The following is a 15,613-nucleotide window of genomic DNA, read 5'->3' as shown; positions in this document are numbered from 1 at the left end:
CCAGCGGGAGCACGATGGGGCACCGCAAGTGGACCTGCGTTGGGGCTTGCATCGGCTGGGGTTGGACGCACCCTCACGGGCCTCCACCCGGGACCTGGTGCGTGCTTACGAGAGGCGCTTGGCAGACCGTAACGAACCGATGGTTTACAGCACCCTGGCAGAGAGGGTGGCTGGGTCCATGGCTGAGCACACCTCGCTCTTCCAAGGCATGGCGATGGCGGTAGAGGAGGCGCGGGCTCGGCGGTCGGATGCAAACCGGTTGCGGGAGAACGCACCGGGGCAGGGCTGGCTCGTGGGGGCGTCCCGGGCGGGCCACGAAGCAGCACTGCTGGCCTGCATCGGCATGGGCGCAGACGCCCGGCTGCCCGATGCCAGCGGCAACACACCACTGCATCATGCGGCCCGGTTTGGTCACTTCTCGCTGGTCACGCCTCTGGTCGAAGCCGGCGCCGACGTGGCGGCCCTCAACGCCCACGGGTGGGCGCCGCTCCACCTTGCCGCCCTCCACAAGCACGCCCGGGCCTGCCTCCACCTGATGGCCCACGGCGCCAATCCTGAGCAGCCAGGGTGGCGGGGGCGGACCCCAACGCGCATGCACCGACATGAGCAAACCCAAGCCCTTTGACGCGCTGGGCGACGTGCCCGGCAGCGTTGCGCCTTCCCAGCCGGTCCGATACTGGCACCGCGCCGTTCTTGCCGGTGCATTCGTTTTTGGCTTGGCCTACGTGGGGAGCATGGGCGTTGCCTGGCTCATCCCGAATCCCGATGGCTCGCTCATCCGCTTCGCCGATGCTTTGAAAGGCGGTCTGGTGACCGCCTACCACTTCCTGACCGTCGGCATCTCGGCTCGCGCCCCGGCACGGGAGTTCATCGAACTGGTGTCCTACCATCACCCAGTGGCGACGTGGTCCCGGATCGGGGTGTCGCTTCTGCTGGCGGCGGGCCTCGGTCTGCGGGTGTTCCTCAAGGCGACCGAGCCGGTGAGCAACACCTGGCACCTGTCCGGACCGCGGTTGTTGGAAGGAAAGGAGGCCGTGGACGAAGCCCGGCACCGCTCGGTAACCCCTAAAGACGCCGAGGCGGATCCCTTCGCCCTGTCCCTCCACCCCGATCTGTTGCTGTCTAAAAAGCATTGGGCGCGCCACGTCCTGATCACCGGCTCGGTGGGGTCGGGCAAGAGCGTCATCCTCAAGCACATCCTGGAACAACTGACGCGAAAGAGGGACGCAAAGCTGTTCCTTTACGACATCAAGGGTGATTTCACGTCGATTTTCAAAAGGCCCATCATCGTGTCGCCCTTCGATGCGCGCTCCCACGTGTGGGACGTCGCCGCCGACGTGCGGACCCCGACCCAAGCGGCGGCGTTCGCCGCCTCTCTCATCCCAGAGGGCGACGGGAACGCCAAATTTTGGAGCATGGCTGCCCAGGACTTGTTGATTGGGTGCGTGCGCGAGCTCCAAAACACCCGGCCTGGCGAGTGGGAATGGCCCGATCTGGCGGCCTTGGTGCGCCGCCCGGCCGCGGAGATGGCCGCAGGCATGCGCCCGCATTACCCCCGAGGCGCCGCACTGGTGCGTGACCCGGAGAGTCAAACCACGTCCAGCGTGCTGTCTTCCTTGGGGGGCTTCACCCGCCTCATCGACGATCTGGCCACCGCATGGCCCAAGGTTGGCAAGCGCCGTTTCTCGATGACCGAGTGGATACGCGACGACTACAACGGGCGCAAGCAGGTCATTGTTCAATCCGGACCGGACCCAACCCTGACGAAGGCCCACATCGCCGCCATGATCAACGTGGCCGTGCCGGATCTCATTGGGCCGGGCTTGCCGGACAACGAGGGCGGGCGTGGGCTCTACTTCGTGTTCGATGAGCTGACCAGCGCCGGGCGCTTGAACATCGATCCGTTGCTAGCATTGGGGCGCAGCAAAGGCGTGGTGGCCGTCATGGCCGTCCAGGATCACTCCCAGATTGAGCTCGTATACGGGGACAAGACTGCGCAGGCCTTCTCGTCGCTGGTGGGAACCCACGTGGTGTGCCAAGTGCAGATGGGGGCTACCCGGGACAAGCTGGCCAGCCAGCTCGGCAAGCGAAAAATCGCCTGGCGTGGGCACGACGACAAAGCCCAGGTCCACGAAGAAAGCCGCGCCTTGGTTTCCAGCGGTGAGCTCACCGACCGGCTGGGGTTCCGCAAAGGCAAGCGCTACGGTCCCGAGAGGTGGGGCATCGAGGCGATCGTGCAGATGGGCGGGGACGTGCTGTTGCTGACATGGCCCGGGAAGAGCCATCAAACGGTTCGCGAGGGGCAGGTGGCCGCTGCGTGGACCACCAAGCCGGCCGGTGTGGTGGGAGAAGCTGAATTGCCCCCTTTGACCGGTGACGCGTTGGCCTTCCCAACCACCGCAGAAGGCATCGACACGGTCCAGCGTGTGCTGACCATGACACCCGAGGAAATCGACGCGCTTTTCAAGCGGTGATCGGCCTTGCCAACTCTCCGTTTTCTGGGACCTTGGATCAGTCAACGTTTCGGAGAGCCACATGATCAATTGCACGCGAATCGACGCCCGCGGCCACAACAAGCGCAACGGCAACATGTTCGACTACATGCTGGCCACCGAGCGCCTGTCCATCGACAGCGCCGTGGCCTATTACGCCGGCAGCGGTCCCGATCCGCGGCAGACGCTCAATTGGGGCGGCAAGCTCGCCGCCGAACTCGACTTGGAAGATCAACCGGTCACCCAAAGGGTGATGGAGTTGCTGGGCAAGGGCTTTTCACCCACCGGAAGGCCGTTGTGCAAAAACGCGGGAGAGGAGCCCCAATTGGTCATCAAGACGGATCGCATGGGCAACGTGCGACTGGACGACGATGGCAAGCCAATGGAGAAGTGGGAGGGCGGCCATCGGGTCGGGTTTGATCTGACCATCTCCGCCCCGGGGGACGTGAGCGTGGCGTTTGCGCTGGCGGATGATCGCGAGAAGCTGGCCATCCTGGAGGCCCACCGCCAGGCCTGCGCCGTGGCCATGCGCTACATCGAAAGCAAAGTGGAGACCCGGCGCGGACAAGGAGGCGTAGACGTTATAGGCACGGCGGGATTGGTATGGACAGCCGCCGATCATGTCAGCAACCGGAACGTGGAACCCGACCTGCACACCCATCACCTGGTCTACGGGATCTCGATGGGCGAGGACGGTCAGTGGGGCACCTTCGACGCCATCGAAATCTACCGTCACCGGCACGCCGCGGATCACCTTTACAAAGTCGAGCTCTACGCCGCGATGAAAGCGCTGGGCTATGGGATTCAGCGGGAACGCGAGGTGGACGTGATGGGGCACGAAACGGGCCAGACTCTCACCACGATTGCCGGCATCGACCGGGAGCTGGTGCTTCAGACGAAGACCCGCCGCCAAGAAATCCTGGACTACGTCAAGGAACACCCCAACGCCAGCCACGACGAGGCCTGCAAGGCCACCCGCAAAAAAAAGGAAGAACCGCCCTTCGAGCAGGTGGTCAAGGACTGGCAGCAAACCTTCGCCAACATCGCTAAAGAGCACCCGGAGCTGGTTCCCACCATCCAGTCGCTCAAGCAGACGGAAGGCCAGCACCTGGATCCGCATACGTTTGACGAGGTTTTGCAGCGCATGCACGAAAACGAGGCGATGTTCTGCGAGCATGACCTGGTCCGGGAGTTGGGGATGGAGTTCGCAGGACAAAAAAATTCAGAAGAAATCCTCAGGATGGTGAATGAGTTCACCGAGCAGGACGATCTGGTGCGCGTGAAAGCCGAATACCTCCACGAAGACGACCGGGGCGTTCGGTTGGCGCGCAAGCACCGGGAGGATCGCTTCTGCGCCACCTGGATGGTCGAATGGGAGGCCGAGATCATCCGCCGCTCGAAAGAGCGGGAGAACGAGACGGACCTCAAGCTGTTCCGCTCCAGCGTGGATCGGGAGATCGCCGCTTACGAGAAGCGCAAGGGCTTTACCCTCACAGAGGAGCAGAAAGCCGCCATCGGTCACCTCACCTACGGCACGGCCGGTGTGGGGGTCATGTCGGGGTTGGCCGGCACCGGCAAGACCACCGTGGCCGAGGTCTACAAACAGTGCTTCGAAGCCGAAGGAAAGCAGTTGATGGGCTTGGCCGTGTCGGGTAAAGCCGCGACCAAGCTAGAAGAAGAGTCCGGAATGCCCTGCATGTCGGTTGCAAAGTTCTTTTCCCAGCTCCGGCAGGGCAAGGTTGCTCTGACGAAGAACGTTGTGGTGGTGCTCGATGAAGCCGGCATGGTGGCCACCGATGACACCTTGAAGCTCATGACCTACTGCCAGGGGGTGGGCGCCAAGCTTGTCATGCAGGGAGACAGTGACCAGCTTCAGCCCATCGCTGCGGGCAACGGCTTTGAGCTGGCGAAGATGGCGTTGGGGGACAAGAAACTGACCGAAATCCGCCGGCAGAAGAACGCTGATGACCTGGTCACCGCCAACAGCTTCTACGAGCGGGATGACGAGGGAGAGGTCAAGGACATCCGCCGCGGACACCGCAGCCGCAAAGGCACATTCGATATGGGCGAAGATATCCTGAACAACCTCAAGCAACGCAACTGCATCGACGACTTCGGCACGGAAAGCCAGGCCATCAAAGCGTTGGTGGAGGATTACTTGAAAGACAAGACGCCCATGGACGAGAAGCTGGTCTTGGCCCACACGCGCTCTGAAGTCAAAGCCCTTACCACGGGCATCCGAAAGGGGCTACAGGAGCAAGGCGTGCTGGACACGGAGGAATTCACCTTCCGCTCGATCGTGAAAGGGCAGTGGGAGGACCTGACGCTCTCCCGCCGGGACCGGGTGATGTTCACCGCGACCAACAACGACTTGGGTGTCATCAACGGCACCGAGGGCACGGTGGAGAGCATTCGAAAGGACAAGTCCGGTGGCTACGACCTGGTGGTGCGCATCGACTCCTCGAACCCGAAAGAGGACGGGCGCATTTTGGAGTTCAACACCAGCGAGCACAACGCCTTGGCCCACCGGTATGCCATGACCGTTCACAAGGCGCAGGGGCAGGGGAAATCCGAGGTTTATCACTTGGCCACGAACATGGGCATGCTCGACCAGCAGTCGGCCTTGGTGGCGTTCACCCGCCTCACCAAGGGCAGCTACCGCATGTTTACGACCGACGAGATGATGGAGCGCATGGCCGAACGGCTGGGAACCGAGCGGCACAAGGAAATGGCGCTGAGCGTCGGCTTGTCCGAGACCCAGGCTGCTCCGGTGCGCAACCTGGTCCAGGACGTGGAAGAGCTGTTGGCAGGATTGAAACCGCAAACCCAGGTGCCAACCACAAACGCGGAACGGCGCGAGATGAGGCTTACCCGGTGACGCATCGGGCCAGTGTCAATACGCTGATCACCACCACTGCCCATGGCCACCACCCCACGCGTTCGGAGGGGGCTTTCACCTGTGTTCCCAGCTGCCACCGCCGTTGGTGGGCCAGCCATCGCACGTGCGGCGTTGCCCGCCGGTGCGGGTTGACCACGATCCCCGGTGGCTTGGCGTAGATGCGCCACCCCTCTCGGGAGGCCTTCACCCGCCACGCCTGCTCATACGCTTCGGCTTCCGCCCTGGTGGCGGTCACCACTTCCAGCGCATGGAACCGGAAGGGACGGTGCCAGCCGCCTTTGGGGGAGCGGTGCTGCTTCTCCCGCTGCTGCGGGTTTGAGCTTTGACCAACGTAGCATCCCCCGTCGTCGAACAACAGGGCGTAAAGGGTGCGGGGCAGTGCGTGATACTTCTCACTGCGTCCGAGGTTGTGGCGGTGGGGCATGGTCTCTCCGTGAGTAAAACGACCCACTCACGAATAGATCAGAATTTTGAGTTGGCAAGCCTGCTGCGAAGGGTCCGAGACGCCTATAGGCATTCATGTAAGCACTTGGCAACGAACATGGGCCCCGAAGGGCCCTTGCCGAGACACGATCACCTCCTTTTCGCTGCTGACATTCGTTACCAGCCGATGGCCCAGGCTGCGCCCATGGCCGTGTCCTGCCCGCTGCGGGAAACCCCGATTGAGAAAGCCGATGGGGATCCGCGTGGGGTGGTTACGTCACGGGTGTAGCCAATGGAAATGGCGGCTTGGCCGCTGCAGCCACCGACGCCCACGGCCAGGCGGTTTCGGTTCTCTCCGTGGATAGCCGACGTCGAGGTGGCCATCTGGGCGTTGGCTTGGGCCATGGCGCACACACCGCTCACCCGCTTGTCGAGCTGGCGGAAACGGCGGTCCGTCAGGTTCCAGCGGTCGTCTTGCTCCCGCTGGTAGTCCCACAGCTGACCACCGTTGATCGCGTCCGTGGACCCTGGAGCGATCGCTCCTGCAGCCACCCCGGTTACCCGCTGGTTGCCGGCGTTGATCCCGGATCGGGTGACCGATGGGCCGCCCTGGACGGTGAAGCCGTCGCTGTTGTGGATGGCCTTGGCCACTTGGACCGAGCCCTGCTCGGAAAGCTCAATGGTGTCTTTCAAGGCAACGGTTTGGGTGCCGTCCCCGTTGTCCGTGACCTCGATGTTTGCCCCGGCCACCGTGGTGCTGCTTCCTCCGTCCTTACCGTCCTGGCCTGCTGGGCCTTGCGGACCGGCGGGTCCCTGTGGACCGGTGGCGCCACCACCGCTGCCAGGGTTCTGCTCCAGTTGGTGAACGCGCCCATCGAGATCGTAGATGGCGCCGGCCACAGTGGTGTAGTTGTTCCCGCTGCTCAGCTGGTAGTTCGGTGCCACGATCACACCGTTCACCACGGTAGCGCCAGCGCCCAGGGTTTCCACGGCGGTGCGCAGTTGGCTGACGGTCACGGCGTCGTTGTCCGCTTTGCCCAAGGCAACCTGGGTCAAACGACGGTTGCCGAACGCTGCGGTCTCTTCTTCATCGCACGTGGTGTTGGCGCCCACGGCCACGCATCCCCTTGCGTTGGCCACGGCCCGTGGCCCCAACGCCACGCTTTCCGTGGCGTTGGCCGTGGCCAACGCGCCGAGGGCAGCAGAGTAGGGCGCAAACACCTGCGCCCATGGGCCCACGGCGGTGCCGGCCTCGCCGGCAGCGCCAGCGCCGTAACCGTAGGCGCCCGCGAAGTCGGCGGTCGCGTTGGCACCGGGCCCCACGGCGGATGCGCCTTCGCCCTCGGTCTGGGATGCGGCGCCCAGCGCCAGGTTGTTAACGCCTTGCGCAGTCGCCCCGCTGCCGAAAGCCGCTCCACCGTTTTCATCGGCTCTTGCGGTTGGGCCTACAGCGGTCCCACTAGCTCCAGGCGAACGGGCATTAGAGCCGATGGCCACACTGGAGATTCCGCTGGCTAGGCTGTGCCCGCCGATGGCCACCGCAAAGTCGCCGGTGGCTTGCGCTTGGGGGCCGACAGCGACGGCGTAAACCGCGAACGCCTTTGCGCGCGAGCCAATGGCGAGCGCATTTGAGCCCTGCGCTTCGCTCAAGAAACCCAGAGCGGTGGTGTGGCATCCGCGTGCGGTGGCGCGATTGCCCAACGCGGTGGCTCCCACGCACTCTCCCGGAACGCCATTTTCATCCACCATTATCCCGCCGTCGGCGAGGGCGTCCGCCCCGATGGTCGTGGCCCCAACGGTCAACGATTGGGCGCGGTCGCCTACCGCAGTGGTCTCGGGTTTGGTGGCAACGGCACCGTTGCCCACTTGAACCTGGGCTTGCGCCGTGCCAGCAACAAGGCCTGCCAGCAAAGCGCAGTGGATGAGGGAGCGTTTCATGGGGTGGCCTCCTGGGTCTGAAATGAGTGAGCGTGTGCACTCACAAATAGATCAGATCCTGGAATGCGCAAGCCCCCCCCCAACGAAACTTCCCGGCGCAACGGCAGGAGGGGCCGTTGCGCCAGGAAGCGGTGGGGCCGACTTTTCCCCACCCCTGTTCTTCTACGACAGGGAAAAAATTCCGCAAGCCCCCTTGCGCGTTTTCGATTCTCCGCTTGCATGGGTGTATCGCTCATGTGAGTAAGGAGGCCTACTCATGTTTCAACGCTTGTTGCTCGCGCTCGCACTGGCCAGCGCACCCGTCTTGGTCCACGCGCACGCGCCAGCCACCGATTCCGTTGAGGTCCACGGGAAGAAGCCTGGGTTTTTCAAACGCCTGTTCCACCGCCACAAAGACGCCCCGCAGTGGGACGGTGTCCAGCCCGAGCTTCGCTCAGCGCTGGAACGCATCGCCTTGCAGATGAAGGACGAGGGCTACGACCTGCGGCTGATGGAGGGCTACCGTTCTAAACAGCGCCAGGCCGAGCTGCTCGCCAGCCAAAAGGGCGTGACCCAGGTGGGGCCAGGCAGCAGCTGCCACAACCACGGTTGGGCCGCGGACATGGTCATCTACAAGCGCGGGCGCCCTTCTTGGGACCTGAAGGACGAGCAGGTGCGGCAGGGCTACCAACGCTTCGGTGAGCTCGCCCAGCAGGCGGGATTGAGGTGGGGCGGGGCTTGGAAGAGCTTCAAGGACATGCCCCACGTCGAGATGCGCAGCGAGTGCCTGGTAGCCATTCGTGGCGGATCTGCCCCCCGCCGATCGCTGCAAACAGTGATTGCCAAGGCCGAGTCAGTGTCTGACGCACCGAAAGCACCCCGTTGGGCCTGGAGCGTCGATTCCGAGCTGGCGCCGGACTGGGCGCGCGAATCCGTGCTTTGCAGTGTGTCGTGGGCGACGGTGAGCCGGCCATGGAGCTATGGCGTAAGGCCGCCGTTGAAAGGACTCCGTCCAGAACCGTTTGCTGAGGCGTCCTGTCCCATGGCCCCAATTGCCCTGAGGCACACATGAGGAAGCGGTCCACCGGATTGCTTCCCTTTTCGGCGGAGAGTGGGGGCGAGCGGGTCATCTGCCCTGATCGCGCCGGTTTGGAGAAGATCGAGATTGGCGATCCCAAGGGCGGCAAAAACGGCTGGATCCGTTGCACCGCAAGGGGTATGCTCATCGCGGGCACATTCCAGGGCACCTCCCAGATGGGTGAAACCCAAGCCGCCCAGGGGGGAAGGGCACTTCTCAAGGAAGTCCCACTCTCTCCGCCAGTTGTTTCAAAGAGCCCCTGGGAACAGGGGCTTTTTTGTTGCTACGGCCCTTGCTGGCCAGCCATCCGGTCGCGAGGGTCAGTTGAACGAATAAACCGGTGCATTCCTCTGACAACAGGGAACTGCTTCATTCAAGGGCGGTAATCATTTCAAGTGCACAAACGTTCGCGCCGGGAAATTTGAATGCACCCGGCACCCGCGCTAGGCTTCGGATGCCCAAGGAGGGCGACCAACGGAGTCATGGCATGAAGATTGGATTCAAGCTTTCTGTTGCTGTTGCGGCCTGTGCGTTGACCTTTGGAATCGGTAGCGCCACGGCGAAAGCCCCCGGCCCTTGTTCCGTCTGCGAGGTTCAATACATTGCATGCGAGGCGTCAGGTACAAACTTGAGTATCTGCACCCGGAACTATATGCAATGCCTGCGTCTGAACGGCTGCATTATCCCGTAGCAGGGCGCGGCGGGGACGTGTGGGGACCTTGCGATACCCTGCAACCTTGCCACCCTCCAGACAAAAGCCTCGGTCCTGCCGGGGCTTTTTCGCTTCCGGAAACGCCATGGCGCGGATCGTGCCGGGGGCGAAACCGAGACGGTGCCTATGTGCCCTGATGCAGGCAGGCATATGTGGAGGGAGCGGCATTCAGCCCCGACGCCCACCTGTTGGCTTGTTGTGGCACAACGGGTAACTCGAGCACGACCGGAAAGCCCCATGTGGCCCATTCCGGTCCACGAATACGCCCACCCTGCACACCGGGCAGCGCTCATCGTGGATGGCCGCGCCTGAAATCGCGGTTACTTCCACTGCCCCGTCCTTCACCAGCTCATCCAGGAATGGCGGGTGCTTGCCCTGCAGGGTGAACATCGCGACCGACCGTCGCGCACGCGTCAGCGCGACATAGAACAGGCGCCGTTCTTCGCTCAGCGGATAGGTATCGCCGTCCGGCATTGCCAGCGAAAGCACCGGGTCATCCGCGCGCAGGCTCGGGAAGCTGCGGTTGATCATGCCCGGCAGGATCACGTAGTCCGCCTCGCGCCCCTTCGATCGATGTGCGGTAAGGAACTCGACGTCCATCGTGCTGCCGAAGGCCGTCTTCCAATCCGAAGGCATCGCACCGCGATCCGCGCGATACCGCCCCAGAACAAAGACCGTCACGCGCCCGGTGCGGCCCTGCGGCACTGCACCTGACAACAGTTGCTGGTGCAGCTTCGCAAGGTACTGGCGAACGCCATCCTGCACCTCCTCGCGCCGGTTCATCTGGAACGCCTGCAGCACCGGGCCCATTGCCGGCGCAGCAGAGCGAACGTTTTTGGCGATCTGCGCGGGGTTGCGGCTGATGAAGCGGCTGGACACATCACACAGTGCCTGTGGGCAGCGGAACGTCTGCTCCAGTTTCAGCACCTGGGCATGGCCCATCCATTCGCGGAATCCAGTCATCACCGCAACGTCGGCACCGGCGAAGCGATTGATCGATTGCCAGTCATCGCCCACCGCAAACAGATGGCGGCCCGGTTGGCTGACCAGGGCACGGCAGAGCCGCGCGCGGGCGCGCGATGCGTCCTGGAATTCGTCGGCCATCACCAGTTCGTAGGGCGATTCATAGTGGCCCTGTTCCAGCAGCCCGGCCGCCATGTTGAGCATGTCCTCGAAATCGATGCTGCGCTCGTCAGCCAGTGCGTTGTCCCAGGCCTGGAAAACCGGCCCGGCGATCTCCAGGAAGCGCCGGTAGCGTTCCTTGAACTGATCCTCGGGCATCTGCCGCAGGCGCGCCGCCATATCGTCCAGTGTCAGGCAGTTGCTCTTGGCATGGGCAATGAAGGTGCGCATCAGGCCAATCAGGTCTGCGTCCGGCATCGGCTTGGCGCCTTGATCAGGTAGCTCGCGGTCCGGGTTCGGGTCGAGCTCGACATCAGACGCGCCAAGCCGCTCGGCAAGATGCTGCAGGGCCTGTCCACTGCGCAGGCCAAACGACGTCGTCTCGACCAGAGCGGTGCCGCGCGCCACATGCTGCTGGCGCTTCCAGTGCATCCCTTCGCTGTAGTTGGCAAAGTGCTTCGGCGGCTGGCCATCGGCATCCAGCGCAAAGTGCTCGTGATACAGCTGGGCGTCCGGATAGTAGAAGTCCGGGCGATACTGGCGATGGGTGTCTGTCGCGGTATCGAATTCGTAGCGCCGCTCGTAGTCGTACGCCACGCCGTTGTAGAACAGCCAGTCGGCGATGACGCACTCCTCCAGGCTCTTCACCCGCTCACCCTTCAGGGTGCGGATGTAGGGCGTGCCATCGCGGTCGTAACCATCGGCCATCATGTCGGCACCGAACGGCGGCAGGTCGCGCCCGAACACCAGGCGGAACATGTCCCACTGGGTGCGGAAATGGGTCGAGCGGTCCTTCAGGTCGTCCACCAGTTCGGCCAGCTTGTTGAAGCCCAGCGTCGCGTCGACCGCCCATTTCGGGATATCCGGCTTGCGCCCTGTGGCTTTGGCGATGATGGACAGGCCCAGGGCGTGGAAAGTCCGGGCTTCCACCACGGTGTCGCCCATGCCGAGCCGGTCGAAGCATCGCTGCGCGCGCTCCTCCAGCTCCTGGGCGGCGTCCTTGTTGAAGGCGAGCATCACGATCCGTTCGGGTTCGACAAAGCCGCGGTCGATGGCATAAGCGGCCTTGGCGACCATTGTGGAGGTTTTCCCAGAGCCGGCCGCGGCCACGACCTGTACCCGGTTGTCGAAGCAGATGACGGCGTGGGCTTGTTCCTCGGTCAGGGGCTTGCTCTCGACCCGGTCCAGGAAGTCCTTGGCCAGCACCCGCTCGCGCTCTGCCATGGTCGCGTTGGCCTCGGCCCAGACGGCGGGCCAATCCAGCTGCCAGTCGTGCAGGGCGTCCAGCGCCATGCGGTGGCCGGGCGCGTGCAGGTCGTCGTGCACCTCCTCGTCGAGGAACAGCTGCTCCAGCTCGGCGGGCGGCAGGGGCAGGGCGGGGCGGTCGGCCAGCAACGCCTGCTGCTGTTCGTGGGTGATCCAGCGGCGTCCGGTGGTGCCTCGGTCGGTAAGCGCGTCTGCTTCGGCCAGCCACGCCTGGATCTGCTCCAGGATCGTGTCAAACAGGGCCTTGCGTCCCCGTGTGGTGCGCGCAAAGTGCACCTGCTGCAGCGCCGCCGCAAGCCGGGAGCCCTGGCTGTTGGGCAGCCCATCCACGGACAGTGCTTCACCGCGCTCGGTCGTCAGTTCGACCCTGGACCAGAGCACGCCGCGAACGACCCGCACGCTGTGTTCGTTCGCCACATGCTGGCGGTACTGCCTGCCGTCGATCAAAAGCGCGAGCTGTTCGCCATCCAGCTGCAACTGCCAGTCCGGCGAGCGGGTCACACGCTGGCCCCAGCCCGAGGGGCGCCATTCCATAGACATCCAGATACTGCCTTGCGTACGTCACCGGGCGTAAAGTGCCCTTGCCGCCCCATGATAAGGCGGCTTGGCATGGCGCGCTGGGATTCCGGTCACTCGCGCACGCGCGCCAGCGATGGCATTGCACCCTCGCCGGCGCGGCAGGCGTCAGGCGTTCACATCCACGACAATGCGGCCACGCACCTTGCCGGGGATGATCTGCTCATAGACATCCAGCACCTCGGCGAGGCCGATCTGCTGCACGGTGCTTTCCAGCTTCTGCGGGTCCAGGTCGGTCGCGAGCCGATCCCAGGCGCGCTGGCGAACCTCTTGTGGGGCATTCACCGAATCCACGCCCGCAAGGGTCACATTGCGCAGGATGAAGGGCAGCACCGAGCCGTGCAGTGCATCGCTCTGGGCCAGGCCACAGGCGGCCACGGCACCGCGGTACTTCGTTTCGGCGATGGCATTGACCAGCGTTGGGCCGCCGGCCACATCCACCACGCCGGCCCATCGCTCGGCACTCACCGGCCGCTCGCGCGGCTCCGAGAGCTGCGCACGATCGATGATCTCGGCCGCACCCAGGTTGTGCAGATACTCGGCGTGCTCCGGCCGCCCGGTGGCGGCCACCACGCGATAACCCAGCTTTGAAAGGATCGCCACCGCAATCGAGCCGACGCCGCCGTTGGCACCGGTAACCAGCACATCGCCCTGTGCAGGCGTCACCCCTGCATGCTCCAGGGCCAGCACGCACAGCATCGCGGTATAGCCAGCGGTGCCGATGGCCATGGCGTCGCGGGTGCTCAGGTTGCCGGGAATCCGGTTGAGCCATTCGCCGCGTACGCGGGCGCGCTGTGCCAGGCCGCCGTGGTGGCCCATGCTCAGGTCCCAGCCATTGAGCACAACGCGGTCGCCTGGCTTGAAGTCGGGCGTGCTGGATTCCAGCACCACGCCTGCCAGATCGATGCCGGGAATGAGCGGGAACGTCCGGATGACCGGACTCTTGCCGGTGAGGGCAAGCGCATCCTTGTAGTTGAGCGTGGAGTACTCGACCTGTACCAGGACGTCGCCGTCCACCAGGTCGGCTTCATTGAAATCGACCAGTTCCGTGGATACGCCGTCGTTCGTCTTGCGGGTCAGCAGTGCCTTGAAACTCATGGTGGGGGCTCACGTTCAGTGGATGGCCCCATGCTAGGCTCGCACCGTTATCGCAACAAGAACGACGATTTCCCGTAGGTACTATGGTTTTCCGGAGTATGCATGCGTAGCAAGCGTTGGGATGGCAAGAGCGGTTGCGCGGTGGAAGTCACGCTGTCGGTGATCGGCGGCGTGTGGAAGCCGATCATTTTGTTTCACCTGATGACCGGCAAGCGGCGTTTCATGGAATTGACGCGACGGGTGCCCAATGCCACCCAGTCCATGCTCACCAGCCAGCTGCGTGAACTGGAAGCCGATGGCGTGGTGATCCGCCACGTGTACCCGGAAGTGCCGCCGAAAGTGGAATACGAGCTGTCCGAGTTCGGGCGCACGCTGGTACCGGTGCTGCTGGCCATGCGCGAGTGGGGCGAGACCTATCGCGGCCATGGAAGCACGGAAGGCGATTGCCAGAGTTGAAGACACTTTTGGCTCTGCGCGAGCGCATTCTGGATGCGCCCGCGCCTGGATGGCTCAGGCCGGCTGCGCTTTCCGGCCCTGCACCACCCGGGTGGCCAGCAGTGCCAAGGTGACCAGCGCGGAGGCGATTGCCAGCCACAACAACAGCAGGGAGTTGTCCGCTTCGCCCGCGGCCACAGCCACAGCCACCGATGGATCCTCGGCGTTGTAGCGGATATCAATCTCTTCCGCCTCGTCGGTGGCACGCATCCGATTGCCAAGGTCGTTGGAGACCGCGATCTTCTCGACGCGTGATTGGCCGTCTTCGGTTTTGAACTCGACATTCAGGACGAAGTTGCTCTTTCTGCCCCTTTTCTCATCCCAATGCACCTCGGTGACGAGGCCCACTGCATCGCGCCCTTCGGCACCGTCAGTGAGGGCATGACGGTGATGGTCGTTGTAGGCGGCCACGGAAAGTGCGACCGCCACGCCAGCGGCAACAAGAATGTTGCGCCAGGAAGTGAATTCCATAATGAGCTCTTGATCCATTGAGGTCGGCGACTATAGTCCTCACCTCGCGGATCTCGTACGAAAATGGCGTGGCGCAGACATTTCGTTGTGATCAGATCGCGCTCGAATGTGCCTGTGGGCTCCTCCATGCAAGCGTTCCCGGTGTGCATCCAGCGCGGAACGTCTGTGCTCCAGCTGAAGGCGGAGGCCGTGCGTATTGCGAATTTCTGCGCGATCGCCATGGTCGGCGTGTCGCGTTCGGCTCGATGTGATCGTTGGGTAGTACGCGCAGGCAGGCGCGATGTATCAACGAAGCACGTCAGTCGGTGGACGGTTCGCCATCCTGTGACGCAACCAGCGTAGGAACGCGTCAGCGCGGACTTTTCCTACTTTGCTTCGGCGATGGAGTGCGCCCATCATCGCCGCGCCAAGGCACTCGCCCTGGCCGGGATTGGCGTCCCGAACTTACGTACCGCTACCGGTCGCGATTGCAGCCGAAGCTGCAACCGCGACAATGCACCGCCTACCGGCTCATGGTGGACGGTGCGTGGGGATCTTCCGATCCGCCGGCTTTAGCGGTACGTATCCGGCACGCCAACCCGCACCGTCCGCCACCTTGCATCTGCAGGTGGCCACATCGTGAGGTTGCCGTCATGCCCGAACGTCTTCCCGACCATCCCCGCCTGCACGCGCTGCTGGGTGCCGCTGTACTTGATCTTCCCGCTGCCTTGGCCGAAACGCTGGAGGACGCGCTCCGCGAATCAGCCGAGTTCGTCACCCCATCGGCATTCTTTGCACACCTGAAAGGCCACGGCAGGAACCTGCGCGCTGATGGCGAGGCCTGGAGTGAAATGTGCCTGAGCCCCGGCCGCGCCTTCGACATGGCCCTGGCGACCCGCAGCGTTTCGGGCATCACGGCGTTGACCGCGGTGCTGCATGCCGCGCATGTGGCACGGGAGAACGACGATCCTGCCTGCTGTCCCTCCGCCGCCGTGGTCGAAGGTCTGTTCAACGCCTGCCAGGCGCTGTCGCTGCAGGTGGAACGCTGCCTGGTGCCGTGAAGGGCTGCGACGCGGTTCCTGTTC

General features: G+C 63.9%; 11 protein-coding genes. 6 read left to right on the top strand and 5 right to left on the bottom strand.

Features of this window, described 5'->3' with window-relative positions:
• Positions 1 to 178: 178 nt before the first annotated feature.
• The 3 genes from AC5P7F_RS00205 (at position 179) to mobF (ending at position 5,370) form a co-directional block, all read left to right on the top strand.
• On the top strand, positions 179 to 625 hold the full coding sequence (locus AC5P7F_RS00205) for an ankyrin repeat domain-containing protein (RefSeq protein WP_481462416.1): 447 nt from the start codon (positions 179 to 181) through the stop codon (positions 623 to 625).
• Positions 603 to 2,474: a helicase HerA-like domain-containing protein gene (locus tag AC5P7F_RS00200; RefSeq protein ID WP_481462417.1), complete on the top strand. Its 1,872-nt coding sequence runs from the start codon at positions 603 to 605 to the stop codon at positions 2,472 to 2,474. Before AC5P7F_RS00205 ends, AC5P7F_RS00200 begins: the two co-directional genes overlap by 23 nt.
• A gap of 61 nt (positions 2,475 to 2,535) precedes the next feature.
• On the top strand, positions 2,536 to 5,370 hold the full coding sequence (gene mobF / locus AC5P7F_RS00195) for a MobF family relaxase (RefSeq protein WP_481462418.1): 2,835 nt from the start codon (positions 2,536 to 2,538) through the stop codon (positions 5,368 to 5,370).
• Here mobF and AC5P7F_RS00190 read toward each other — a convergent pair.
• Positions 5,360 to 5,815 carry a GIY-YIG nuclease family protein gene (locus AC5P7F_RS00190; RefSeq protein WP_481462419.1) on the bottom strand — a complete coding sequence of 152 codons (456 nt, stop codon included), beginning with the start codon at positions 5,813 to 5,815 and terminating at the stop codon, positions 5,360 to 5,362. The genes mobF and AC5P7F_RS00190 overlap by 11 nt on opposite strands.
• A gap of 176 nt (positions 5,816 to 5,991) precedes the next feature.
• Positions 5,992 to 7,752, bottom strand: a complete 1,761-nt coding sequence (locus AC5P7F_RS00185; RefSeq protein WP_481462420.1) for an adhesin — start codon at positions 7,750 to 7,752, stop codon at positions 5,992 to 5,994.
• 256 nt (positions 7,753 to 8,008) lie between these two features.
• Here AC5P7F_RS00185 and AC5P7F_RS00180 point away from each other — a divergent pair, with 256 nt between their 5' ends.
• The gene (locus AC5P7F_RS00180; RefSeq protein ID WP_495204117.1) at positions 8,009 to 8,803 is read left to right on the top strand and encodes a M15 family metallopeptidase; all 795 of its coding nucleotides are present in this window, start codon (positions 8,009 to 8,011) and stop codon (positions 8,801 to 8,803) included.
• An 886-nt stretch (positions 8,804 to 9,689) separates the two neighbouring features.
• On the opposite strand, the gene AC5P7F_RS00175 is transcribed toward AC5P7F_RS00180, so the two are convergent.
• Both AC5P7F_RS00175 and acuI read right to left on the bottom strand, forming a co-directional pair.
• Positions 9,690 to 12,443, bottom strand: coding sequence for a UvrD-helicase domain-containing protein (locus AC5P7F_RS00175; protein WP_197641248.1), 2,754 nt, complete (start codon positions 12,441 to 12,443; stop codon positions 9,690 to 9,692).
• A gap of 150 nt (positions 12,444 to 12,593) precedes the next feature.
• Positions 12,594 to 13,583, bottom strand: a complete 990-nt coding sequence (gene acuI / locus AC5P7F_RS00170) for an acrylyl-CoA reductase (NADPH) (protein WP_032957399.1) — start codon at positions 13,581 to 13,583, stop codon at positions 12,594 to 12,596.
• Between the two features lie 102 nt (positions 13,584 to 13,685).
• On the opposite strand from acuI, the gene AC5P7F_RS00165 reads away from it, so the two are divergent.
• A complete protein-coding gene (locus tag AC5P7F_RS00165; RefSeq protein ID WP_049415019.1) occupies positions 13,686 to 14,039 on the top strand; it encodes a winged helix-turn-helix transcriptional regulator in 354 nt (117 codons plus the stop codon).
• A gap of 54 nt (positions 14,040 to 14,093) precedes the next feature.
• On the opposite strand, the gene AC5P7F_RS00160 is transcribed toward AC5P7F_RS00165, so the two are convergent.
• Positions 14,094 to 14,549, bottom strand: coding sequence for a DUF3592 domain-containing protein (locus AC5P7F_RS00160; RefSeq protein ID WP_142234936.1), 456 nt, complete (start codon positions 14,547 to 14,549; stop codon positions 14,094 to 14,096).
• 632 nt (positions 14,550 to 15,181) lie between these two features.
• On the opposite strand from AC5P7F_RS00160, the gene AC5P7F_RS00155 reads away from it, so the two are divergent.
• Complete coding sequence (locus tag AC5P7F_RS00155) at positions 15,182 to 15,589, top strand: hypothetical protein (RefSeq protein WP_014647606.1); 408 nt, start codon at positions 15,182 to 15,184, stop codon at positions 15,587 to 15,589.
• The last annotated feature ends 24 nt before the right edge of the window (positions 15,590 to 15,613 follow it).

The organism is Stenotrophomonas sp. YJH_SMC_105-26 (assembly GCF_059368915.1).
This window is presented reverse-complemented; position numbering and strand designations above follow the sequence as displayed.